Source organism: Micromonospora sp. NPDC049051, from assembly GCF_043197575.1.
Taxonomy (GTDB): domain Bacteria; phylum Actinomycetota; class Actinomycetes; order Mycobacteriales; family Micromonosporaceae; genus Micromonospora.
Genome location: NZ_JBICTL010000001.1, coordinates 581,283 through 603,862, shown reverse-complemented (window position 1 = coordinate 603,862; position 22,580 = coordinate 581,283). Strand labels below are relative to the sequence as shown.

The following is a 22,580-nucleotide window of genomic DNA, read 5'->3' as shown; positions in this document are numbered from 1 at the left end:
AGGTTTCCGGAGACTCTTTCGGGACGGGGCAGCCACTGCCCGTGACCGGGAAAACTATGACTTGAGTCACGAAGGAAAGGTGAATCCCCTCAACAGCCGCGTAACGTCCCGATATCCCGCCTACATGGCAAGTTGCCAGGCGTCGGGTCCTGGCGCCGGGCCGATCCGCACGTAGACTTCCTCCGTCACACCGATCGGCTGCCGACGATCGCCCGCGAACACGCAGGGCGCTTCCCCCCGGCCCTCGGCGAGCCGCCGATCCGTCCGACAACAGCCGGTCCCCCCGGCCCTGACATCTGGAGTTCATCCACTCATGCGATCCCGCGTGACCCTGGTGCTCGCCGTCGTGGCGGTCCTCCTCGGTGGCGGCCTGCTCGTCCCGGCCGCGTACGCCCGACTCGCCGGCGATGACGCGAGCGGCGGAGGCGGCGGCGGGAGCGTCGCGGTGCCCGCGCCGATTGCCCCACCGCCGCCGACCCTCGCCGCCGGCCCGGTGACGGTGGACTTCAAGGGCGAGTTCTTCTCCTGGGCCCTGATGGACCGGGCGACCGGCCAGATCTCCGGGTCGAAGAACATGGCCTCGACCAGCTCGACCGAGTCGATGATCAAGGCCTGGTTCGCGGCGGACTACCTCCGCAGGCTCGATGGCAAGGCGCTGATGGAGGAACGGAAGAAGCAGATCATCGCCGCCATCCGGGACAGCGACGACGACGCCGCCAACGCCCTCTACGCTGCGGTGGGCCGCGCCGCGACGATCACGCGGATGGTCGACATCTGCGAGCTCACCGACACCAAGCCGGGCAACGTGCCGGGTTACGTGGGCTGGTGGAGCTTCACCCGGATGTCGCCGCGCGACGCCGTGCGGCTCGGCGACTGCATCGCCGACGGCACGGCCGCCGGCCCCAAGTGGACCAAGATCCTGCTGAACGAGATGAGCAAGGTCCGGGGCAGCACGGCCGCCAAGGACCAGAAGGCCCGCTCCGGCGGCGGCCGCTGGGGCATCATCGACGGCCTCCCCCAGTCGATCCTCGACCAGGGCCCCGTCGGCATGAAGAACGGCTGGACCCCGCTCAACTACGACGGCAACTGGCACGTCAACTGCCTCGCCGTCAACGACAAGTGGAGCCTCGCGGTGATGCTGCGATACCCCCAGAAGAACGGCCTCGCCTACGGCGCGCAGGTCTGCGCCTCGGTCGCCAGCCAGCTCGTGACCCCCCAGCCGGGCGCCGCCCTCAAGGTGCCACAGCAGCCCGTCGGGAAGCTCTGATGGCGCGACGGCGTCGGGCCGACAGGCCGACCGACGCCTCCCCCGGCAGGCTGATCGTCATCGCGGTGGTCCTCATCGGCCTGGTGCTCGTCTCGCTGCGGCTGCTGCCGGGCTCGCCATTCGAGTCCACCGCCGCCGCCACCTGGGGCACCCCCGCCGAGCGCGCCACGACCGCCCCGAGCAACCGCAGCACCCGGCCGTCGCCCTCGCCGTCACCGACCCCCGAGCCGGAGCCGCTGCCGTTCCAGGCGAAGGACCTCGACCTGGACATCGAGGGCTGGTACTCCTGGAGCGTCCTCGACCGCCGCAGCGGCGAGATCATCGGCTCGGACAACATGGACGAGACCAGCACCACCGCGTCGCTGATCAAGGCGTGGATCGTCGCCGACTACCTGCGTCGTGCCGACGAGAAGGGGCAGACCCCGAGCGACGCCAAGCTGGCCGACGCCACGAAGATCATCCGCGACAGCGACAACACCCGGGCCCAGCAGTTCTACAACGCGCTGGGCGGGTCCGCCTCGATCAAGCGGCTGCTCTCGCTGTGCGAGTTGACCGACAGCAGCGTCGCAAGCGACGGCGGTTGGAGCCGGACGAAGCTCTCCCCCCGCGACACGGCCCGGATGGGCGCCTGCATCGCCGACGGCCGCGCCGCCGGACCGGAGTGGACCAAGTGGCTGATCGACGAGATGCGGCTCGTCCGGGGCAGCGGCGACTTCGGCATCCGTAAGGCGTTCCCGGCCGCCGAACGCAAGACCATCGCCATCAAGAACGGCTGGATCGACCGGACCAAGGAGCAGGAGATGCACATCAACTGCCTCGCCATCGGCGACACCTGGACGATGGGCGTGATGGTCCGCTACCCGATCGGCATGGGCTACGAGTACGGCATGGAGAACTGCGAGAAGATCACCGAAGCCCTGCTCCGCCCCACCACCTGACCCCGCCCCTGCCGACCCGACCCGGCCGGACCTGAGACCGGGCGCCGATGCCCACTCCCGGCCCTATCCCAGACCGGGCGTCGATCATGCAGTTGTGGCGCCTCGCACAAGGGACGCTGATGCCCTTACCGCCCGCCACAACTCCATGATCGACGGACCGTGGAGGGGTCACGCGCGGGGCAGGCAGGTCAGCCCGTGAAGAAGGCCGGACCGGCGGCGGGCAGGGACGGGGCGGCGCCGACGGCGGCGGCCCGGCCGGCGAACTCCCGCAGGCCCGCCACCTGACGCTCGCCGAGGGAGAAGTCCAGCGCCCGGAAGTACGTCGCCAGGGTCGCCGCGTCGAACGGCTCCCAGCGCGCGGCAGCCTCGGCCACCTGGTCCAGCTCCGCCAGGCAGAGGTCCCGGGACCGCAGGAACGCCTCGTGCACCTCCTTGACCAGGCCCGGGTGGGCGGCGGCGAAGTCGCGGCGTACCGCCCAGACAGCGAAGACCATCGGCAGGCCCGTCCACTCCCGCCACGCCTGCCCCAGGTCGGTGACCTCCAGCCCGCGCCTCGGCGCCTCGTAGAGGGCGCGCAGCGCCACGTCGCCGATCAGCACCCCGGCGTCGGCCTCCAGCAGCATCTGCGTCAGGTCGGGCGGGCAGCGGAAGTACTCGGGGTTCACGCCGTACCGCTCGCCGAGCAGCAACTGGGCCAGCAGCACACCCGTCCGCGAGGTCGAGCCCAGCGCCACCTTGCCGTGGTCGAGCTCGGCCAGCGGGCGGGTGGAGACGATGTTGACCGACAGCACCGGGCCGTCGCTGCCGACCGCCAGGTCGGGCAGGAGCAGCAGCTCGTCGGCGTGGCGCAGGTACTCCACGTGGGAGATCGGGCCGATGTCCAGGTCGCCGGCGACGAGCGCGGCGCTCAGCCTGTCGGGGGAGTCCTTGTGCAGGTCGACGTCGATCAGGGCGCCGGAGCGCATCAGCCCCCAGTAGATCGGCAGGCAGTTCAGGAACTGGATGTGCCCGACCCGGGGGCGTGCGACGTGCTCAGCCATGCCCCGACCGTATCCCCGCCGGCCGGCACGGGCTTAGCGGGCCGGGGCGGGAGTGGCCAACCCCGCATCCGCCGTGTCGCCGGCCGGCTCCCCGGTGCCGCTTGGAGTGCCGGTCGCCCGGGCGCGTCGGGCGGAGCGGACGACGACCGGCACGAATGCCACCACCGCCACCAGGCCGGCCGCGCCGGCGCCCGCGATGAGGGGACGCGGCGACAGCAGCGCCAGCAGGGCGCCCCCGATCAGGTACCCGCCCATCGAGCCGCCCTGCACCGCCGCGCCGTAGAGGGCGTACGCCCGGCCGCGCGACGCCTCCGGCACCCGCCGGGCGGTGAGCAGGTTGGCGAAGACGTTCTCCCCGCCGTTCGCCGCGCCGGCGACCAGCCAGAGCGGGACCAGCAGCGCGGCCGTGGGTACGGCGGCGGCGACCAGCACCGTCAGGCAGATGCCGCCGAGCGTCACCAGCACCCCGTACACCAGGGCGGCGTCGTCGGTGAGCCGGTGGGCAAGGCGGGCGCAGAGCCAGCTGCCGGGCAGCATCCCCGCCATCCAGGCGGCGCCGACCAGCCCGTACGTGGTGGATGAGCCGCCGAGCGTCTCCCGGATGAAGAAGACCTCGATCACGTTGATGCCGCCGACGGCCGTGATGACCGCGGCCGTGCTCGTCACGACGGCCAGCAGCAACGGATCGCGCCGCAGCCGCCATGCCGGGGCCCGGTCCGGCCCCGACGTCGGCGTGGCCACCCGCCGGCCGCCCCGCCGGGTCCGCAGCAGCAGGCCCACGGCCACCAGCGCGAGGTAGCTCGCGGCGTCGATGAGCAGCGGTACGCGGGTGCCGAACTGCCCGACCAGCAGCCCGGCGAGCACCGGGCCGGCGAGCGCGCCCAGGGACGAGGCGGTCTGGTTGATGGCGCTCGCCCGGGGCAGGTCGGCGGCGCGCACCATCGTCGGTAGCAGCGCCGCGAGGCAGGGCTGGGTCACGGCGAGCCCGCAGGCGAGCAGCGCGACGAGCCCGATGATGAGGGCGGGGTGGTCGACGAAGGCGAGCAGGGAGCAGACGGCGACCTGCGCCAGACCGGCGGTGACCAGCAGCGTACGGCTGTCGGCCCGGTCGGCGAGGCGGCCGGTGAGCGGGGCGAGCACCACGAGCGGCAGGGTGGCCGCCAGCAGCAGTCCGGAGACGGCGAGACCGCTGGCGCCGGCCGCCTGGAGGGCGAGCGCGAGGGCGGTGGCGGCGAGGAAGTCCCCGCACATCGAGATGCCGCGCGCGGTGGCGGTCAGCCAGACGTCGGACCAGCGCGACCCGGCAGTTGTGAAGGACATACTTCGAAAATAATCCTTCACAACTGCCCGGATCAACCCCCTACGTCAGCGGCACCGCCCGGTACTGCACCGCCACGCTACGCGCCCCCTCGGGCGGACCAGCCTGGCGGTTCCGCTGCCGGTACGGCTCGAACAGCGCGCTCACCGCCTCGTTCAGCCCGGCCAACTCGTCGGCGGTGAGCAGCAGCATCGTGTCGCTGAACAGCGCGACGTCGTACCACTCGGGCGGCTCGTCACCGGCGCGGCGCAGCCAGTCCCGGACGCGCTCCATGTCCCGGGCCGCGTGCGCCTCCACCAGCGCCTGCTCGGCGGCACGCGCCTCCGGCCCGGCAGCGCGCCCGGCGTCGACCATCAGGCCCCGACCGACCGTGCGCCACAGCCGCTCACGCGCGTCGCCCCGGCTCGGCGCCTGCTCCACCAGGCCCGACTTCGCCAGCGCGCGCAGGTGGTAACTGGTCGCGCTCGGCGACAGCCCCGCGATCTCCGCGCACTCGGTGGCGGTCGCGCCGCCCTCGACCCGGTCCAGATGTTCGATGATCGCGATTCGGGCCGGGTGGGCCAACGCCCGCATCACCTGCGGGTCGTTGATCGTCATCCGTCGCCGCTCGGGACGCGCCTCCGTCATGCGTCCATGATTCCTGGTCGCGCGCCGCTGTCGACCGGCAGCGCAGCAGTCCCAGGCCGGCCCGCTTCTCCGGTCAAGCCGGGCTACGCCAGGAGCACATCGGCGCTTCGCCGCGCCTGACCGGGTTCCCCACCCCGGCGGGCGGTGTCGCGGCCGAAATTCGGTGGACGCGGCGCGCCCGACGCGTAGGCTGTCAGGTCGCTTGACGGCCAGGGTGAGGTGAGCACCGCATCGGACGTCCCGCGCCGGGGGCGGCCCATCCGCCCACCGGACACGCGAGCGACCGGCAGATGACCCCGACGGGATTCCGCGTGACCGACCTCGATCTCGACCTCGACGCCGACCTCGCCGCCGAACGCGAGCACCTCGCCACCTCCCGGGCCGCCCTGGCCCAGATGCGGGAACGTGCCCAGGCACTCTTCTCCACCGGCGACCAGGTGGCCGGCGACGCGTACGCGGCGGAGACGCTCGGGCGCACCCTGGCCCGGCGGGTCGCCGAACTCGCCGACGACCCCACCACGCCGCTCTTCTTCGGACGCCTCGACTTCGGCCCGGCGACCGGCGCCCCGCCCGCCGCCGACCGGCCCCGCGACCCCGGCGACGAACCGGACGGGTGGGACGCGGACCACGCCGGGCGGCGCTACCACGTCGGCCGGCGGCACGTCACCGACGACCGGGGCGAGCCGCTGGTGCTGGACTGGCGGGCACCGGTCTCCCGCTCGTTCTACCGGGCGAGCGCGCGCGACCCGCAGGGCGTGGCGGTACGGCGCCGCTTCGGGTTCAGCAACGGTGCGCTGACCAGCTTCGAGGACGAGCGCCTCGACCGGGGCGAGGAACTCGGCACGACCAGCCGGATCCTGACCGCCGAGATCGAACGGCCGCGCGTCGGGCCGATGCGCGACATCGTCGCCACCATCCAGCCCGAGCAGGACGAGCTGGTCCGGGCCGACCTCGCCGACTCGATCTGCGTGCAGGGTGCCCCGGGCACCGGCAAGACGGCCGTCGGCCTGCACCGGGCCGCGTACCTGCTCTACCTGCACCGGGAGCGGCTGCGCCGGTCCGGCGTGCTGATCGTCGGGCCGAACCGGGCCTTCCTGTCGTACATCGCGGCGGTGCTGCCGGCACTCGGCGAGGTGGAGGTCGAACAGGCCACGGTGGAGGACCTGGTGGCCCGGGTGCCCGTACGGGCCGTCGACGACCCGGCGGTGGCGGCGGTCAAACACGACGCCCGGATGGCCGAGGTGCTGCGCCGGGCGGTCGACGCCCACATCGGCGCGCCGACCGAGCCGATCATGGTCTCGGACGGCTCGTTCCGTTGGCGGATCGGGCTGGACCCGCTGCACCGGGTCGTCGAGGAGACCCGCCGCGAGCGGCTGCCGTACGCGACGGGCCGCGAGCGCGTCCGGGCCCGGGTGGTGGCGCTGCTGCAACGGCAGGCCGAGGCGCGGCGTGCCGAGTCCCCAAGTGACGCCTGGCTGCGCCGGATGGGCAAGGCCACGCCGGTCACCGCCTTCCTCGACGCGGTCTGGCCGGCGCTCACCCCGGAAGGGCTGGTACACGCCCTGCTCAGCGACCCGCAGCGGCTCGCCGCGGCGGCGGACGGGCTGCTCAGCACCGAGGAGCAGGCGCGGCTGCGCGGCCTCGCCCCGGAACTCGTGAGCGACCCGACGGCGCCGGCCGGCACCCCCGACCCGGCCCCCGGCACCACGCGCGCCCCGGCCCGGCGGCCGACCCCGGCCGGCACGAAGCTCGGGCGTACGCCGAAGGCCACGAAGTGGACGGCGGCCGACGCCGTGCTGATCGACGAGGCGGCCGGGCTGATCGAGCGCCCGGGCGGTTTCGGGCACGTCGTCGTCGACGAGGCGCAGGACCTCTCCCCGATGCAGTGCCGGGTGATCGCCCGACGCAGCGAACACGGGTCGATCACCCTCCTCGGGGACCTGGCCCAGGGCACCGCCCCGTGGGCCGCGGCCGACTGGCGGGAGTCCCTGCGCCACCTCGGCAAGCCGGACGCCGTCGTGGTGCCGCTGACGGTCGGCTTCCGGGTGCCGGCCGCCGTGGTCGCGTTCGCCAACCGGCTGCTGCCCGCCCTCGCCGTCGACGTGCCCCCGGCCGAGTCGCTGCGCCGCGACGGCGCGCTGGACGTGCGTACCGTCGACGACCTGACCGCCGCGACGGTGGCCGAGGTGCGCGCGGCGCTGGCGTTCGACGGCTCGGTTGCGGTGATCGCCGCCGACGACGCGGTCGACGGGCTGCGAGCGGCGCTGGACGCGGCCGGGGTCGACACCGCGACCGTCGACGAGCCGGCCGCCGCGGCGCGCGTCACGGTGGTGCCGGCGACCCTGGTCAAGGGCCTGGAGTACGACCACGTCATCGTCGTCGAGCCGGCGGCGATCGTGGCCGCCGAGCCGCGCGGCCTGCACCGGCTCTACGTGGTGCTCACCCGGGCGGTCTCCCGGCTCGCCGTGCTGCACACCCGACCGCTGCCCGCCCCGCTCGGCTGACCGGCGACCTGCCTCGGGGAGGCGGGAGAGCGCGACGGGGTCGACGGTTCAGCTGACGTTTCGTCCGATCCGCCACGTGGCGCGGCGGGTCGGTGCCACGATGCCGGCAGGGGCGTGCCGGCGTGGCCGTCCCCCGCCGAGAGGGGTCGCCGTGAGCACCGTCCCGCCGGGTACGCCCTGCTGGGCCGACCTCGCCACCCCGGGTCTCGCCGAGGCGCGGCGGTTCTACCCCGAACTGTTCGGTTGGACCGGCCGGATCGACCCGGAGCCCGAGGCGGGCGGCTACACGGTCTTCCTGCTCGACGGGCGGGCGGTGGCGGGCGCGGGGCCGCCGGCCATTCCCGAGCAGGTGCCGATCTGGTCGACGTACCTGGCGACCGACGACGCGGACCTGGTGGCCGGCCGGGTCGAGCGGGCCGGTGGGCAGGTCGTGGTGCCTCCGTTCGAGGTCTTCGACCAGGGGCGGATGGCAGTCTTCGCCGATCCCGCCGGGGCGGCGTTCAGCGTCTGGCAGCCGATGGCGATGCCCGGGGCCGAGGTCTTCGACACCCCGGGGGCGCTGACCTGGACCGAACTGGTGACTCCCGATCCGGAGGGCGCGAAGGTCTTCTACGAGCTGGTCTTCGGCTGGCACCCGGACGACCAGCGCATGGGCCCGGTCACCTACACCGGCTGGCGGCTCGGCGCCCGGATCGTGGCCGGCATGGTGCCGCCGCTCGGGGACGGGTTCCCCGCGGACATGCCCGCGTACTGGTCGGTGTACTTCGCCGTGACCGACGCCGACGCGGCCGCCGCCCGCGCGGCCGAACTCGGCGGCACCATCCTGGTCCCGCCCCAGACCACGCCGGCGGGCCGCTTCGCCGCCCTGCGCGACCCCCACGGCGCCCTCTTCAACGTCCTGACCCGCCCCTGACCCCTGTCCACACCCCGTTGATCATGAAGTTGTTGCGGCGACACGCCGGGCAGAGCGACAACAACTTCATGATCAACGAGAAGAGCCCGACCGGTGGGGGCGGGTTGGGACCACCAGGGGGCCGTGGTCGCCGGGGATGACGCGGACCGTGGCGCGGTACCAGGTGGCGAGGAGCTGCTCGGTGAGCACCTCGTGAGGGGTGCCGGCGGCCACCACCCGGCCGTCGGCCAGCAGCACCATGCGGTCGGCGTACTCGCCGGCGATGCTGAGGTCGTGCATGGTCGCCAGCACGGTCAGGCCGTGCTCGCGGCGCAGCCGGTCGACCAGCTCCAGCACCTCCTGCTGGTGGCCGATGTCGAGCGCGCTGATCGGCTCGTCCAGCAGCAGCAGGGTCGCGCCCTGGGCCAGCGCGCGGGCCAGGAAGACCCGCTGCCGCTCGCCGCCGGACAGGGTGGCCAGCTCCCGGTCGTGGAACCCGGCCAGGTCGAGCCCGGCGAGCACCTCGTGCGCGGCGGCCAGGTCGGCGGCGGACTCCCGGCCCAGCGGTGCGATGTAGGGGGTGCGGCCCAGCAGCACGTAGTCGAACACCGACATGCCCGCCGGTACGACCGGGGACTGGGCCACCGTGGCGACCACCCGGGCGCGGTCGCGGCGGCGCAGCGCCTCGCTGGGCGTACCGAAGAGGGAAACCGCGCCCGGCGCGGGCAGCAGGCCGCCGACGGCACGCAGCAGGGTCGACTTCCCGGCGCCGTTCGGGCCGATCACGGTGACCCACTCGCCCGGCGCGACGGTCAGGTCGACGCCGGCCAGGATCGGCGTGCCGTCGAGACGCACGTGCAGGTCGCGCACCTCGACGGCGGGCACGGCACCGCTCTCGGGAGCCCCCGGAGCCGACCCGGCGGCCCGACCGTCCGCCGGCCGCGCCGCCGGTACGCGCCGCGCGCTCATCCGAGCACCCGACGGGAGGTACGCAGCACCAGGACGAAGAACGGGCCGCCGAGCAGCGCGGTGACCACGCCGATCGGGATCTCCGACGGGGCGGCGACGGTACGGGCCACCACGTCGGTCAGCGCCAGGAAGGCACCCCCGAAGAGCAGCGACAGCGGCAGGATCACCCGGTAGCTCGACCCGGCGAGCAGCCGGACGGTGTGCGGCACGATGATCCCGACGAAGCCGATCAGGCCGGACGCGGAGACGGCGGCGGCGGTGCCGAGCGAGGCGGCGACGATGAGCAGGTAGCGGGACCGCTGCGGGTGCAGCCCGAGGCTGACGGCCTCGTCGTCGCCGACGGAGAGCACGTCGAGTTCCCGCCGGTGCAGCAGCACCACGAGGGCGGTGAAGAGGAAGTACGGGAGCACCAGCCGCACGTCGTGCCAGCCGGCGGTGGCGAGCCGCCCGAGCAGCCAGGAGTAGACCTGTTGGATGTTGTCGGAGTTGCGTTGCAGCAGGTAGGTCTGCCCGGCGGAGAGGAACGCCGAGACCGCCACCCCGGCGAGGATCAGCGTGGCGGTGGAACGCCCGCGCCCGCCGGAGGCGCCCAGCAGGTAGGTCATCGCCACCGCGCCGATCGAGCCGACGAACGCGGCCAGCGGGATGGTGAACGGCAGCCCGGTCAGCGCGCCGCCGGCCCCGGCGCCGAGGGTGATCGCGGCGGTGACCGCGAGCCCGGCGCCGGCCGCCACCCCGAGCAGGTACGGGTCGGCCAGCGGGTTGCGGAACACCCCCTGGTAGCAGCCGCCGGCCAGGGCCAGCAGCCCGCCGACCAGCAGCCCGAGCACCACCCGGGGCAGCCGCAGCTCGGTGACGATGGCGATCTCACGCTCGGTCAGCCCGCTGTCGAGGCGTACGCCGGGAATGAGGTTGAGCAGCTCGGCCGCGACGCTGCCCGGCGGCAGGCTGACCGGGCCGAGGGACACGCCGGCGACCAGCGCGACCAGTACCGCGGCGATGCCGGCGACGAGCCAGCGGGGCCGCAGCCCGGCGGGCCGGGACGCGGGGAGCGTCCCGGCGCGCCGGGCGGGCGGCGCCTTCAGGAGCAGGCGGTTCATGGCCGGACGCGGGTCACGCGGGCACCTTGGCGACCGCGTCGACGACGGTCCGCAGCAGGTCCACGACCCGGGGGCCCCAGCGCGAGGCGATGTCGTCGTCGAGCGCGACGACCTGGTTGTTCTTGACCGCCGTGAGGCCCGCCCAGCCGGCGCGCGCCTTGACCGTCTCCGCGTTCTGCTGGCAGCACCTGGTGTCGGCGAGGAAGACGAAGTCCGGGTCGGCCTTGACGATGACCTCCTGGGAGAGCTGCGGGTAGCCGCCACTCCTGCCGTCGGCGTCCGCCGGGTCGGCGATGTTCTCCAGGCCCGCCAGGACGTAGAGCGAGCCGATGAAGGTCTTGCTGGTGGCGGTGTACAGCTCCGGGCCCAGCTCGTGGTAGTAGGTCAGCTTCTCGGCGCGCTTGGGCAGGTCGGCAACCAGCTTGGTGATGTCGTCCTTCATCCGCCTGGTCACGTCGCCGGCCTCGTCCGCGTGGCCGGTCAGGGCACCCAGCTCGGTGATCTGCCGGTAGGTGTCGTCGAGCGTCGTCGCCGCGGGGGTCTGGTAGACCGGGATCTTCAGCGTGGTCAGCTGCTCGACGATCTTGTTGCGGTCGTCGGAGAGCACCACCAGGTCGGGGTTCCTGCCGGCGATCGCCTCGGCGTTCGGGGTGAAGCCGGAGAGGTCGGTCTTCGGCGCGTCCGCCGGGAAGTTCGACTGCTCGTCGACGGCGGTCACCTGCTTGCCCGCGCCGATCGCGAAGAGCATCTCGGTGGCCGACGCGGACAGCGACACGATCTTCTCGGGCCGCTTCTCCAGCGTGAGTTTCCCGACGGTGACCGGGTAGGCCGCGCCGGCCGAGCCGGTGCCGGCGGCGGGGGTGTCGGCGGAGTTGTCGGTCGCGCAGGCGCCGAGGGCGAGCGCGGCCGCCGCGAGGGTCGCGGCGAGGAGTCTGGGGGTACGTCTGAGCACGGGTCCTCCTGTCGGTCGAGGAGCATGGTGCTTCGCCGACAGGGACCAGGGGCGCCCGTCCGCGAGGCGCCCTTCCTCGAGAGCGCGTGTCGCGACCACGGACGCAGGCGACCTGGCTCGTCCCCGCCCGGCCCGGCGTTCGGCCGGGACGGCGGGGCATCACAGTTGCGGGACAGCGCCGGTTTCGCACCGGCTTCGCTGCGCGTGGTCGGTAGAACCGTAGCGCACGCGCCGGACACGCCTCGTCGATCCAGGGCGCATCGGTGCTCGTTGATCATCAACGGCGGCGATATGCCCTGGATCGACGTCTGCTGGGAGGGGTGGTGGGGCCCCGCCGGGGGCGGAGCAGGGCCCCACCGAATCAGGAACTGGTGATGGTGACGTTGTCCACAGCCGCCTCGACCAGGCTCGCGCCCGAGGCGTCCACCGCCTCGACGAGGATCCGCACCGACTGCCCGGCGTACGGGGTGAGGTTGGCGTTGGCCACCGCCCAGGCGCCGTTGCGGTTGGTGGCCGCCCCGGCCTGCGTGAACAGGGCCGTGGTGCCGCCGTTGTGCACCACGCTCACCCGCAGGTAGTCGGCCGACGAGGAGTTCGAGCCGTGGGCCAGGTACCAGGCGAGGGAGAGGTTCAGCGTGCCGCTCGCCGGCAGGGTCACCGCCGGCGACCGGGCGCTGGTCACGCCGCCGTCGACGTCGTAGTCACCGGCCGCCGTACCGGCCAGCCGGCCGGTGACGAGGTCGTTGGCGCCGGCGTACGGGGTGAGCTGCTTCGCCCCGCTGGAGGTGGTCGCCTGGGCGGCGCCCCGCTCCCACGCCCCGGAGGTCGCGGTGTCGGTGCCGTTCGGGTTGACGGTCCAGCCGGTGTCCGTCTCGAAGGTGTCCGACCAGACCGTGGTGCCGCCGCCACCGCTGCCGCAGTACTGCGCCTCCTTGCCGATGGCCCGGTACGGGCAGTCGGCGTACTCGCTGAGCAGCAGGACCGCCTCCCGGTTGCGCGAGGTCTGGGCGGGGATCACCTCGTCGGGCGGGTAGAAGCCGCCGCCGCTGGCCGAGCCGGGGTACATCTCGAAGGTGTACGCCCAGATGCCGTGCTGGCCCCACATCCAGTCGATGCTGTCGCCGTCGGTGATGTAGAGGTCGCTGGACTGCTGCGGGGTGTAGCCGTTGGTGTTCGCCATCTGCTGGCCCAGCGTGGCGAAGGTGTTGTACTGGTCGGCGCTCATGCCGGTGGTGGTGTTGTTGTACGTGTAGCCGAACGGCCAGAGCACCAGCTCCGAGTACGTGTGGAAGTCGATGTTGGCCTTGATCTGCTGCGTGCCGCCGACCACCCGGCTGTTGACGAAGTTCCGCAGCGCCGCGGTCTCCGGGGCGGAGAACGCCGAGGGGCCCCGGTAGGTATCCGACGAGGTGGAGCCGGACGAGCCGCCGCAGCAGCCCCACTGGTAGGACCAGTTGCGGTTCAGGTCGGTGCCGACGTACGACGAGCCGCTGTTCGGCTGCCGGTTCTTGCGCCAGGAGCGGTACGAGCCGGTGGCGATGTCGTACTCGCTGCCGTCCGGGTTGACCGTGGGCACGATCCAGATCTCCCGGGTGTTCACGATGTTGGTGACCCGGGAGTCCGTGCCGTAGCTGTCGGTGAAGAGGTTGAGCAGGTAGATCGCCATCTCGACGGTCAGGTGCTCGCGGGCGTGCTGCTGCGAGTTGAACAGGATCTCCGGCTCGTTCTCGTCGGTGGCGACGTTGTCGGAGATCTTCACCGCCATCAGGTCCCGACCCTCGTACGAGGAGCCGATGCTGATCTTCCGGGCGATCGACGGGTGGTCGGCGACCACCTTGTTCACCACGGCGGTCAGCTCCGCGTAGTCGTGGTAGTTGGAGTCGGCCGGCGGGAAGGCGGCCGTGCCGACGTCCCCCTCGGCGTGGCTGTGGCCGTCGGCCGACGGGGCGGAGACCGCCTCCAGCCGGAAACCGAGCCGGGTGATCGCCGCCGCTTCGGCCGGGGTGGCCGAGACGTTCAGCACACCGTGCTCGACGAAGTCGATGGCGGCGCCGGTGCCGGCGACGGCGGTGCGGTCGTCGACGGTACGCGGGCCGAGCACCCGGTAGGACGCCGCCGCGGAGTCGACCCGGTCGGGGGCCGGCCGGGCGGTGGCGGGCGCGGCGGCAACCGTGAGCAGGCCGAACCCGGCTGCTACGGCGACCGCCAGGCGGCGACGGAGGGCGGTGTTGCGGAAGGCCATGGACAACCTCCTCGGGGGGCGGGAGAGATCCCGCTCGGTGGAGGACACTCCACCACCGCTCACATGGTCATATCAACATCCATCGCTGCCCAAGTTGCATGTCATCCTGATCCTCACATCGGCAAGGATTTTCCAACTGTCGGCCTCTGGCGAAAGTTCCCTCCGAGCGGGACACTGACCCGCAACGATCCGTCCGTCCCTGCGGAGGACCCATGGTCAGAACACACCTGCGTACGGCCGCCCTCGCGGCCACAACCGCGCTCACCCTTCTCGGCACCTCGGCACCCGCCGTCGCCACCGAACCCGTCGCCGCCCCGTCGACCAGTCGACAGGTGGTGCACGACGAACAGATCACCTTCCAGGACTGGTCGCGCTACCCCGACTGGCGGCGTGGCACCCACGCCGGTACGCGCGCCGTCCCCGGCCAGCGCCCGGGAGTGACGCTGGTCGGCCCGCTCGGCACCACCAACTACACCGACCCGCACACCGGCGTGACCAGGAGCTGGGAGTACGGCACCTGGACGTCCCCCGTGACCCAGATCGGGTTCGACGCCACCGAGCTGATCGCCTCCTGGAACGCGAACACCCCGGCCGGCACCTGGATCCAGGTGGAGATGCAGGGCACGTACAACACCGGCGTCCAGAGCAAGTGGTACGTGATGGGTCGCTGGGCCTCCGGTGACGCCGACATCATGCGCACCAGCGTCAACCGGCAGGGCGACCCCTGGTCGACCATCTGGACCGACACGTTCAGCATCGACGACGCCTCCGTCGGAGTGCTGCTGCGGGCGTACCAGCTGCGGCTCACCCTCTACAAGGCACCCGGCCAGAGCGCGGCGCCGGTCGTGCACATGGTGGGCGCGATGAGCTCCAACGTGCCGGACCGGTTCACCGTCGAGCCGAGCGCCGGCGGCATCGCCTGGGGCAAGGAACTCGCCGTGCCCCGCTACTCGCAGAACGTCCACGCCGGCCACTACCCCGAGTACAACGGCGGCGGCCAGGCCTGGTGCTCCCCCACCTCCACCACGATGGTGATCGAGTACTGGGGCCGCAAGGCGTCCGAGGAGGACACCTCCTGGGTCGACCCGACCTACCCGGACCCAACGGTCAACCACGCCGCCCGGATGGTCTACGACTACCAGTACGACGGGGCCGGCAACTGGCCCTTCAACACCGCGTACGCGGCCAGCTTCCCGGGCCTGGAGGCGCGGGTCACCCGGCTGCACTCGCTGGACGAGGTGGAGCGCTTCATCGCCGCCGGCATCCCGGTCGTGACCAGCCAGTCGTTCCTGGCCAGCGAGCTGGACGACGCGAACTACGGCACCTCGGGCCACCTGTTCGTCATCGTCGGCTTCACCGCCGAGGGCGACGTGATCGTCAACGACCCCGCCACGTCGAGCAACGAGGCGGTGCGCAACGTCTACAAGCGCGAGCAGTTCGAGCAGATCTGGCTGCGGACCAAGCGGATCAACGCCAGCGGCGGGGTCTCCGGCGGCTCCGGCGGCGTCGTCTACCTGATCAAGCCCACGTTGAAGCCGTGGCCGAACGTGCCCGGCTCCACCAACTGGTGATCGGCTGACCAGGGCCCGGCACGGTCAACGGCGACCGTGCCGGGCCCTTCTTCGTGCCTCTGAGCCCGGCCACCGGCGGGGTGCGGACGTGATCGTCCGCGGCAGTCGTACCGGCGGGTCGGGTTGCCCGGTCGTCAGCGTCCCGCGGAACCGGCCCCGCCCTGCCGCTCGTCGCTGTCGGGCTCGTCCTCGCCGGCCAGGGCGGAGCGGAGCCGTTCCTTCTCGTCGCGACGACGCTCGGCGGCGGCGGCCATCTCCTCGGCCATCTCGTCCCGCCACCCCTTCAGCAGGAAGAACGACAGGGCGGCCGAGAAGGCCAGCGCCACCATCAGCTTGATGAAGATGTTCATCTCGACGAGCCAGAGGGCCGCCAGCACGGCGACGAACAGCCCGATCCGGCCCAGCGTGTACTTGACCGCCGCGCTCACGTTCCGCACTCCGTTCTCCGCCGCCGGGCGCCCGGCGGCAGGTTCAGCCCGTCCGGCGGGCCAGCCAGTGGACGCCGTGGAACCAGACCACCGCGTAGCCGAGGGTGAAGGTCGCCGCCCCCAACCCGCCGGAGACCAGCGGCGGGAGCCCGGCGGCGAGGCCGGCCACCACGAGCCCGGCCACCACCCCCACCACGGCTGCCGCCAGCGCCGACACCACCCGGGCCGCACCGAACTCCCACGCGCGGAAGTCGTCCCAGAAGAGCCAGGCCGGCAGGATGATCGCCAGCCAGCCGTTCGACCGCCCGAACTCGCCGCTGCCGATCAGCGCGAACGCCCAGTCGAACAGCACGACCGCCAGCACGCCGATGACCAGGCCCGCCAGGCTGACCCCGAGCAGGTCGCCCAGGGTGAGGATGCGCCCCTCGGCGTCACGCCGGGGGAACCCGCTCCGCTGCTCGGTCATGGTCTACGAAGGGTACGTGCCGCTCAGGCCCAGACCTGCTGCGGCTCGGCGCGCCGCTCGGCCAGGGACGGGGCGGCGTCGTACTCGCGGACCACCTCGTAGCGGGTGTTCCGCTCGACGGGGCGGAAGCCGGCGTCCCAGATCAGGTGCAGCAGGTCGTCCCGGTGCATCGTGTTCGGGGTGCCGTACGAGTCGGCGTCGTGGGTGATCTTGTATTCGACGACCGAGCCGTCCAGGTCGTCGACGCCGAAGTTCAGCGAGAGCTGGGCCACCGACAGCCCGTGCATGACCCAGAAGCACTTCACGTGCGGGACGTTGTCGAAGAGCAGCCGGGAGACCGCGAAGGTCTTCAGCGACTCGGCCGGCGAGGCCATCGTCGTACGGGCCTGGATCCGGTTACGGATCTTGCCGTCCGCCGAGTCGACGAAGTCGTGCTGGTAGCGCAGCGGGATGAAGACCATGAAGCCGCCGGTCTCGTCCTGCAGCTCACGCAGCCGCAGCACGTGGTCCACGCGGTGCCGGGGCTCCTCGATGTGGCCGTAGAGCATGGTCGACGGGGTCTTCATCCCCTTCGTGTGGGCCAGCCGGTGGATCCGCGACCAGTCCTCCCAGTGGCAGGCGTGGTCGACGATGTGCTGGCGGACCTCCCAGTCGAAGATCTCCGCCCCGCCGCCGGTCAGCGACTCCAGGCCGGCGTCCATCAGCTCGTCGAGGATCTCGTCGGCGCTCAGGCCGCTGATCTTTTCGAACCACTGCACCTCGGTCGCCGTGAACGCCTTGAGCTTGACGTTCGGCAGCGCCGCCTTCAGCTCGCGCAGCACCTTGGGGTAGTAGCGCCAGGGCAGGGTCGGGTGCAGGCCGTTGACGATGTGCAGCTCGGTGAGCTGCTCGTCCTCCATCTCCTTGGCCTTGCGGACCGCCTCGTCGATACGCATCGTGTAGGCGTCCTTCTCGCCCGGCTTGCGCTGGAACGAGCAGTACGCGCAGGAGGCGGAGCAGACGTTGGTCAGGTTGAGGTGCCGGTTGACGTTGAACATCACCCGGTCGCCGTTCAGCTCGGTGCGTCGGTGGTGCGCCAGCCGGCCCAGCCACGCGAGGTCGTCGCTGTCGTAGAGGGCGATCCCGTCCTCGCGGGTCAGCCGCTCGCCGGCGTACACCTTCGCTTCGAGCTCACGCTTGAGTCCGGCGTCCATCGAAAAGCCACGTCCCTTCCACCTGCGGTAGGAATCGAGCGTACGTCGGCCCGCCGACGTACCCGCAGCACGGTAGGCCCTCGTGCGCCCGTTCACCGAACTCTCAGGCACCCGTTACCTGCCCACGCATCGACATCGCTGCCTGGGTGCGGTAAGACAGGATGGGACGTTCGCCACACGCTGGTAGCGTCCTCACAGCCGCGCCCACCGGCGCGGCGACGCACGCCGGACGGGGAGCGGAATGGTCGACAGTGGGCGCGGACGGCGGCAGCGACGGCGGAGCCCGGTGATCTCGCCGGTGCTGCGCCCGGCGCTCTGGTCCGCCCTGCTCGGCGCCGTCGCCGCGACCGTCCTCGCCAACCCGGTCCAGGCCGACCCCTCGCTGCCCACCAGCGTCCCCGACACCGGGTCCCGCCCGTCCTACATCGGCCAGCTCCAGCTCCCCGGCGGCACGCCGGTCCCCGGGCTGCCGGGCACGGTCCCCGGGCTGCCGGGCGTGCCGGGCACGGTCCCGGGCCTGCCCACCGGCAACGTCGGCAACGGCCCGCTCGCCGCCCAGATCTACGCCGCCGAGGCCCAGGTCGGGCAGCTCCGCGACCAGCTGCTCTCGCTCCAGCAGAAGCGCACCGAGGCCGAGACGCAGCACGCCACCGCCGAGCGCAACCTCGCCCTCGCCCGGGACGCGGTGGCACGCGCCCAGGAGGGCGCCGACGCCGCCGCGGCGGGCGCCTTCAAGGCCGCCGCCGCCCTCCCGCCGGGCGAGTTCGCCAACGACCTGCACGAGCTGAGCCGGCTCTCCCGGATCATCCGGGGCGAGAAGGCCGAGGGCGGCACCACCGCCGCCGAGGGCGAGGTGTCCCGGGCCCGCACCGGCGAGCAGGCCGCCAGCCAGGCGATGGTCTCGGCGGAGTCCCGCCTCACCGGAGCCAGGGCGGAATACGCCGCCGGCGAGAAGGCCCTGCGCGAGGCCGAGAAGAAGCTGGACAAGCTGAAGCGGGACAACGCCGCCCAGCTCATCGAGATCGAACGCCAGCAGGAGGCCGCCGAGCAGCGCCTCGGTGCCGGCTACCTCGGCAACGAGACCGCCAACGGCCTCGCCGCCCACCCGACGGCCCTGAAGGCCCTCGCGTACGCCCGGGCGCAGCTCGGCGATCCCTACCTGTGGGCCGCCGAGGGTCCGGACCGGTTCGACTGCTCCGGCCTCATCTATGCCGCCTACCGGTCGGCGGGCTACTACGGGCTGCCCCGGGTCTCCCGGGACCAGTACTACGCCACCCGCTCCCGCACCGTGTCCCGCACCGCGCTGCTCCCCGGTGACCTGCTCTTCTTCGCCTCGGGCACCAGTTGGACGACGATCCACCACATGGGCATGTACGTCGGCGGCGGCAAGATGATCCACGCGCCGACCACCGGCGACGTGGTGAAGATCTCCACCGTGCGCTGGTCCCGCCTCTACGCCGCCACCCGCGTCATCGGGGCGGTGCCCGCGCCGGTCAGCACCCCCTCGCCGACGCCGACGCCGAGCAAGCCGCCCGCGACGAAGCCGCCGGCCAGCCCGAAGCCCACCTCGCCGTCGCCGACCCCGTCCACGTCGCCGTCGACCTCGCCGTCCCCGTCGCCGTCACCGTCGACCTCGCCCACCGGCTCCCCGTCGCCGACGGCCACCGCCACGCCCGACACGTCGAACCCGTCGACCTCGGCGTCGCCGAGCAGTTCGGGCACCTCGTCGCCGAGCGCCCCGACCGACGGTGTGGCGCCGACCACGGCACAGAGCAGTTCCGATCCGGCGGGCAGCACCTCGGCGACCGCCTCGGCGAGCACCGGCAGCTGATCAGGCGCGCGGCCGGCGCGCGAGCCGGCCCGCCGCCGGCCGCGCCGGTCCAGCGATCGGATCAGACCGACACCGCAACGCACTCCGGCTGTGCCGCCTGGCCGGAATGTGGCACGGTGACAGACAGGCACGCCCGGTCCGATGACGCGGACCCGGGCGCGAGCGTGCGCGGAGGGCGAGCATGGCCGAGCAAGAGGTTCCGGCGGAGCCGGTCGACCACGGGTCCACGCCCGACCGGCGTCCCGCCGGGGCACCGCACCCCCTGCCGTCCGTCGGCGCCCCGACCGCCACCACGGCCGACGACGGAGCCACGCCGAGGGCCGGCTCCGCAGGGCCGTCCGAGCCGCCCGCCGAGGACGTACGCCGGGAGCCCGCCCCGGCGGCCCGGGGCCGGGTCTCCGTGGCCACCGCAGCCCCGCCCGGTACGGGCGACACGGCGCAGCCGGCCGGCTCCGGCACCACCTACCGGGCCACGGGCACGGCCGCCCCGGCCGACACCCCGGTACCCGGCCAGCGGGGCACGGCAGCGCGGGCCAGCGCCGCCGTACCCGGGATGCGGCGGATCTCGGCCGACGAGGCCGGGGCCATCCGCTCCCGGACGGGCGAGGCGCGCATCTACCGTGCGGCGCCGGTCAATCCGGAGCCCCCGGAGCCCGCCCGGCCGCCGGAGCCGGCGCAGCCGCCGACCCCGCCGGTCCCGGAGCCCGAGCCGGCGCCGGCTCCCGTGCCGCCGCTGCCGGGCCCGACCCCGCCGGTCCCGACGCCGCCAGTTCCCTACCCGCCCGGCCCGACGCCTCCGGGGCCGGGCCCCAGGCCGCCCGCGCCGGTACCGCCCGTGCCGGGTCCGCCCGCGCCGCCACCCGGGCCGCCGGTGCCCGCCCCGCCGCCCCCACCCGGCCCGGCGCCGGCGCCGCCGTTCCCGCCGCCGCCCCTCACGGCCGCCGCGGCTGCCCGACCGGTACCCGTCGCGAGCGCGCCGCCGTCCCCTGCGCCCGTGTTCCCCACGCCGCCGGCCGCCGCGCCCGCGTTCTCCGCGCCGGCCCCGTCCGGGCCGCCCGTCGGGCCCGCCCCCGCGCCCGCGTTCTCCGCCCCACCGGCCTCCGCGCCTCCGTTCTCCGCGCCGCCCTCGTCCGGGCCGGCCGTCGGGCCCGCCTCCGCGCCGCCCGTGGTGCCCGCTCCCGCGCTGCCGGCCTGGCCGCCGCCGACCAACCCGGGTGACCGCCGGTCCGGCGGTGCCGAACCGGCCACCGCGCCTCGCGAGGCGCACCCGCCGACCGGTCGCGCCGACGGTGGCACCTTCCTCGCCGGTGGCTCCCCCGCCGGCCCGTCCACGCGACGGGCCGAGGGCACCGCCACCGGCCGCTACGACGGCGGGCCCGACCTGGGCACCATCTACGGCGCAGGTGCCGGGGCCGGTACGGAGGGCCCGGGCTTCAGCACCGTCTCGTTGCCGAACAACGCCGTGGAGAACTCCGGCTCGCTGACCGGGCACATCCTGGCGCAGGGCTGGACGGAGACCCCCACCGAGGAGCGGTCCAGCACGACCAAGGTGGTGCTCGTCCTGGCCGCCTCGCTGGGCCTGCTGGTCGCGATCAGCGTGCTGGTGGTGCTGCTCGCCAACGACACCATGGGCGGGTTCGTGGGCGGCGTCCTGAGCATGTGAGCCGCGTACGACGTCGATGGTGAGCCCGCCCACTACCCGTCCGTGGTCGGGTGGCGGGTTCGTCCCGTCGCCGTACACTGGTGAGCATCACTGACCCGGCGCGCGCCCTGCGCGCCCATGGGCGATCTTGCGGGCGATTCGGCGGCGTTCAGCTGCGGCAGGCCATCGCGAAGATGCGCCCCGCTCGAAAGGCATTTCTTGACGACCTCTGCTGAACCCGGCACGTTCACGCCCGCCCTCGACACCGCCGGCGCGCCGACCGCCGCCGAGCGGGACGGCACCGCCCAGGACCCGGCCGCCCCGGTGGGACCCACCGACTTCGCCGCGCTGGGACTGCCCCAGCCGCTGGTCCACGCGCTCGCCCGGCAGGGCATCACCACCCCGTTCGAGATCCAGCGCGCCACCATGCCCGACGCGCTCGCCGGTCGGGACGTACTCGGCCGGGGCCAGACCGGCTCCGGCAAGACCCTGGCCTTCGGCCTGCCCCTGCTCGCCCTGGTGGCGGACCGCAACCGGGCCCGGCCGCTGCGCCCCCGGGCCCTGGTCCTGGTGCCCACCCGGGAACTCGCGATGCAGGTCAACGACGCGCTGATGCCGCTCGGCAAGGCCGTCGGCGTGTTCCTCAAGACCGCCGTCGGCGGCGTGCCGTACGACCGGCAGATCGACGCGCTGCGGCGCGGGGTGGAGATCATCGTGGCCACCCCGGGCCGGCTGGGCGACCTGATCGCCCGGGGCGTCTGCCACCTGGACGACGTCGAGATCACCGTCCTCGACGAGGCCGACCAGATGGCCGACATGGGCTTCCTGCCCGAGGTCACCGAGCTGCTGGCGAAGACGCCCGCCGACTCCCAGCGGCTGCTCTTCTCGGCCACTCTGGACAACGACGTCGACGCGCTGGTCAAGCGGTTCATGACCGACCCGGTGACGCACTCCACGGCGCCGTCGACCGCCTCGGTGTCCACCATGGACCACCACATGCTGCTCATCCCGCCGCACGACAAGTTCCCGGTCGCCGCGTCCATCGCGGCCCGGGACGGGCGGACGATGGTCTTCGCCCGTACCCAGCTCGGCGTCGACCGGCTGGTCGAGCAGTTGGCCGCCGTCGGCGTACGGGCGGGCGGGCTGCACGGCGGCAAGACCCAGCGGATGCGTACCCGCACGCTGGCCGAGTTCCGTGAGGGACGGGTGAACGTGCTGGTCGCCACTGACGTGGCGGCCCGGGGCATCCACGTCGACGGTGTCTCGCTGGTGCTGCACGTCGACCCGCCGAAGGACCCGAAGGACTACCTGCACCGCGCGGGGCGTACCGCCCGGGCCGGCGAGTCCGGAGCGGTGGCCACGCTGGTGCTGCCGAAGCAGCGGCGGACCACGCTCGCCATGCTGGAGAAGGCTGGCGTGGCACCGGCCGAGACCCGGGTGCGGGTCGGCGACCCGGCGCTCGCCGAGCTGACCGGCGCCCGCGAGCCGAGCGGCGTCCCGGTGCGCATCGAGGCCGAGGAGCCGCGCCGGCACGGCGACCGGCCGGGCGGCCCGCGCCGCTACGGCGACCGCGACACCCGGGGCGAGCGCCGCTACGGCG

At 73.5% G+C, this 22,580-nt stretch carries 18 protein-coding genes and 1 riboswitch; of the genes, 8 read left to right on the top strand and 10 right to left on the bottom strand.

Features of this window, described 5'->3' with window-relative positions; all coding sequences use genetic code 11:
- The first annotated feature begins 313 nt into the window (after positions 1-313).
- Both ACGFIR_RS02915 and ACGFIR_RS02910 read left to right on the top strand, forming a co-directional pair.
- Positions 314-1,267, top strand: a complete 954-nt coding sequence (locus tag ACGFIR_RS02915) for a hypothetical protein (RefSeq protein WP_393001056.1) — start codon at positions 314-316, stop codon at positions 1,265-1,267.
- Positions 1,267-2,205 (top strand): hypothetical protein, encoded by a 939-nt coding sequence (locus ACGFIR_RS02910; RefSeq protein WP_393142898.1) that lies wholly within the window; start codon positions 1,267-1,269, stop codon positions 2,203-2,205. Before ACGFIR_RS02915 ends, ACGFIR_RS02910 begins: the two co-directional genes overlap by 1 nt.
- A 188-nt stretch (positions 2,206-2,393) precedes the next feature.
- Here ACGFIR_RS02910 and ACGFIR_RS02905 read toward each other — a convergent pair whose 3' ends face one another.
- From ACGFIR_RS02905 to ACGFIR_RS02895, 3 genes are read right to left on the bottom strand one after another with little or no spacing between them, the layout of a single operon-like run.
- A complete protein-coding gene (locus ACGFIR_RS02905; protein ID WP_393001059.1) occupies positions 2,394-3,245 on the bottom strand; it encodes a menaquinone biosynthetic enzyme MqnA/MqnD family protein in 852 nt (283 codons plus the stop codon).
- A 33-nt stretch (positions 3,246-3,278) separates the two neighbouring features.
- Positions 3,279-4,565, bottom strand: coding sequence for an MFS transporter (locus ACGFIR_RS02900; RefSeq protein ID WP_393142896.1), 1,287 nt, complete (start codon positions 4,563-4,565; stop codon positions 3,279-3,281).
- A 40-nt stretch (positions 4,566-4,605) separates the two neighbouring features.
- Entirely contained in the window at positions 4,606-5,190 is a 585-nt protein-coding gene (locus tag ACGFIR_RS02895) for an ArsR/SmtB family transcription factor (RefSeq protein WP_393001063.1), read from the bottom strand.
- A 290-nt stretch (positions 5,191-5,480) separates the two neighbouring features.
- Between ACGFIR_RS02895 and ACGFIR_RS02890 the strand changes: the two genes are divergently transcribed.
- Both ACGFIR_RS02890 and ACGFIR_RS02885 read left to right on the top strand, forming a co-directional pair.
- Entirely contained in the window at positions 5,481-7,694 is a 2,214-nt protein-coding gene (locus ACGFIR_RS02890; protein WP_393001065.1) for a HelD family protein, read from the top strand.
- 151 nt (positions 7,695-7,845) lie between these two features.
- Positions 7,846-8,607 (top strand): VOC family protein, encoded by a 762-nt coding sequence (locus ACGFIR_RS02885; RefSeq protein ID WP_393001067.1) that lies wholly within the window; start codon positions 7,846-7,848, stop codon positions 8,605-8,607.
- Between the two features lie 72 nt (positions 8,608-8,679).
- Here the strand turns inward: ACGFIR_RS02885 and ACGFIR_RS02880 are convergent, their stop codons facing one another.
- From ACGFIR_RS02880 to ACGFIR_RS02865, 4 genes are all read right to left on the bottom strand, one after another.
- On the bottom strand, positions 8,680-9,555 hold the full coding sequence (locus ACGFIR_RS02880; protein ID WP_393001069.1) for an ABC transporter ATP-binding protein: 876 nt from the start codon (positions 9,553-9,555) through the stop codon (positions 8,680-8,682).
- Positions 9,552-10,655: a FecCD family ABC transporter permease gene (locus tag ACGFIR_RS02875; protein ID WP_393142894.1), complete on the bottom strand. Its 1,104-nt coding sequence runs from the start codon at positions 10,653-10,655 to the stop codon at positions 9,552-9,554. Before ACGFIR_RS02875 ends, ACGFIR_RS02880 begins: the two co-directional genes overlap by 4 nt.
- A 13-nt stretch (positions 10,656-10,668) precedes the next feature.
- A complete protein-coding gene (locus ACGFIR_RS02870) occupies positions 10,669-11,607 on the bottom strand; it encodes an ABC transporter substrate-binding protein (RefSeq protein ID WP_393142892.1) in 939 nt (312 codons plus the stop codon).
- A 111-nt stretch (positions 11,608-11,718) separates the two neighbouring features.
- A riboswitch (cobalamin riboswitch) is annotated at positions 11,719-11,801 on the bottom strand.
- 167 nt (positions 11,802-11,968) lie between these two features.
- Positions 11,969-13,849 carry a M14 family zinc carboxypeptidase gene (locus ACGFIR_RS02865; protein ID WP_393142890.1) on the bottom strand — a complete coding sequence of 627 codons (1,881 nt, stop codon included), beginning with the start codon at positions 13,847-13,849 and terminating at the stop codon, positions 11,969-11,971.
- A 212-nt stretch (positions 13,850-14,061) separates the two neighbouring features.
- Here ACGFIR_RS02865 and ACGFIR_RS02860 point away from each other — a divergent pair, with 212 nt between their 5' ends.
- Positions 14,062-15,420, top strand: coding sequence for a C39 family peptidase (locus ACGFIR_RS02860; RefSeq protein WP_393142888.1), 1,359 nt, complete (start codon positions 14,062-14,064; stop codon positions 15,418-15,420).
- A 134-nt stretch (positions 15,421-15,554) separates the two neighbouring features.
- On the opposite strand, the gene ACGFIR_RS02855 is transcribed toward ACGFIR_RS02860, so the two are convergent.
- The 3 genes from ACGFIR_RS02855 to mqnE are packed head-to-tail and all read right to left on the bottom strand — an operon-like array spanning position 15,555 to position 17,507.
- On the bottom strand, positions 15,555-15,848 hold the full coding sequence (locus tag ACGFIR_RS02855) for a DUF4229 domain-containing protein (RefSeq protein ID WP_393001079.1): 294 nt from the start codon (positions 15,846-15,848) through the stop codon (positions 15,555-15,557).
- A gap of 43 nt (positions 15,849-15,891) precedes the next feature.
- Positions 15,892-16,314 (bottom strand): hypothetical protein, encoded by a 423-nt coding sequence (locus ACGFIR_RS02850; RefSeq protein ID WP_393001081.1) that lies wholly within the window; start codon positions 16,312-16,314, stop codon positions 15,892-15,894.
- 23 nt (positions 16,315-16,337) lie between these two features.
- A complete protein-coding gene (gene mqnE / locus ACGFIR_RS02845) occupies positions 16,338-17,507 on the bottom strand; it encodes an aminofutalosine synthase MqnE (protein WP_089002460.1) in 1,170 nt (389 codons plus the stop codon).
- A 241-nt stretch (positions 17,508-17,748) separates the two neighbouring features.
- On the opposite strand from mqnE, the gene ACGFIR_RS02840 reads away from it, so the two are divergent.
- From ACGFIR_RS02840 to ACGFIR_RS02830, 3 genes are all read left to right on the top strand, one after another.
- Entirely contained in the window at positions 17,749-19,338 is a 1,590-nt protein-coding gene (locus ACGFIR_RS02840; RefSeq protein WP_393142886.1) for an NlpC/P60 family protein, read from the top strand.
- Between the two features lie 181 nt (positions 19,339-19,519).
- Positions 19,520-21,001 carry a hypothetical protein gene (locus tag ACGFIR_RS02835; protein ID WP_393142884.1) on the top strand — a complete coding sequence of 494 codons (1,482 nt, stop codon included), beginning with the start codon at positions 19,520-19,522 and terminating at the stop codon, positions 20,999-21,001.
- 303 nt (positions 21,002-21,304) lie between these two features.
- Positions 21,305-22,580 (top strand): DEAD/DEAH box helicase (locus ACGFIR_RS02830; RefSeq protein WP_393143722.1); only part of this gene is annotated, 1,276 nt, incomplete at its 3' end.

Coding starts and splice junctions, on each gene's coding strand:
- ACGFIR_RS02915 (WP_393001056.1), top strand. CDS start 314: ATGCGATCCCGCGTGACCCTGGTGCTCGCCGTCGTGGCGGTCCTCCTC.
- ACGFIR_RS02910 (WP_393142898.1), top strand. CDS start 1,267: ATGGCGCGACGGCGTCGGGCCGACAGGCCGACCGACGCCTCCCCCGGC.
- ACGFIR_RS02905 (WP_393001059.1), bottom strand. CDS start 3,245: ATGGCTGAGCACGTCGCACGCCCCCGGGTCGGGCACATCCAGTTCCTG.
- ACGFIR_RS02900 (WP_393142896.1), bottom strand. CDS start 4,565: ATGTCCTTCACAACTGCCGGGTCGCGCTGGTCCGACGTCTGGCTGACC.
- ACGFIR_RS02895 (WP_393001063.1), bottom strand. CDS start 5,190: ATGACGGAGGCGCGTCCCGAGCGGCGACGGATGACGATCAACGACCCG.
- ACGFIR_RS02890 (WP_393001065.1), top strand. CDS start 5,481: ATGACCCCGACGGGATTCCGCGTGACCGACCTCGATCTCGACCTCGAC.
- ACGFIR_RS02880 (WP_393001069.1), bottom strand. CDS start 9,555: ATGAGCGCGCGGCGCGTACCGGCGGCGCGGCCGGCGGACGGTCGGGCC.
- ACGFIR_RS02875 (WP_393142894.1), bottom strand. CDS start 10,655: ATGAACCGCCTGCTCCTGAAGGCGCCGCCCGCCCGGCGCGCCGGGACG.
- ACGFIR_RS02865 (WP_393142890.1), bottom strand. CDS start 13,849: ATGGCCTTCCGCAACACCGCCCTCCGTCGCCGCCTGGCGGTCGCCGTA.
- ACGFIR_RS02860 (WP_393142888.1), top strand. CDS start 14,062: ATGGTCAGAACACACCTGCGTACGGCCGCCCTCGCGGCCACAACCGCG.
- ACGFIR_RS02850 (WP_393001081.1), bottom strand. CDS start 16,314: ATGACCGAGCAGCGGAGCGGGTTCCCCCGGCGTGACGCCGAGGGGCGC.
- mqnE (WP_089002460.1), bottom strand. CDS start 17,507: ATGGACGCCGGACTCAAGCGTGAGCTCGAAGCGAAGGTGTACGCCGGC.
- ACGFIR_RS02840 (WP_393142886.1), top strand. CDS start 17,749: ATGGTCGACAGTGGGCGCGGACGGCGGCAGCGACGGCGGAGCCCGGTG.
- ACGFIR_RS02835 (WP_393142884.1), top strand. CDS start 19,520: ATGGCCGAGCAAGAGGTTCCGGCGGAGCCGGTCGACCACGGGTCCACG.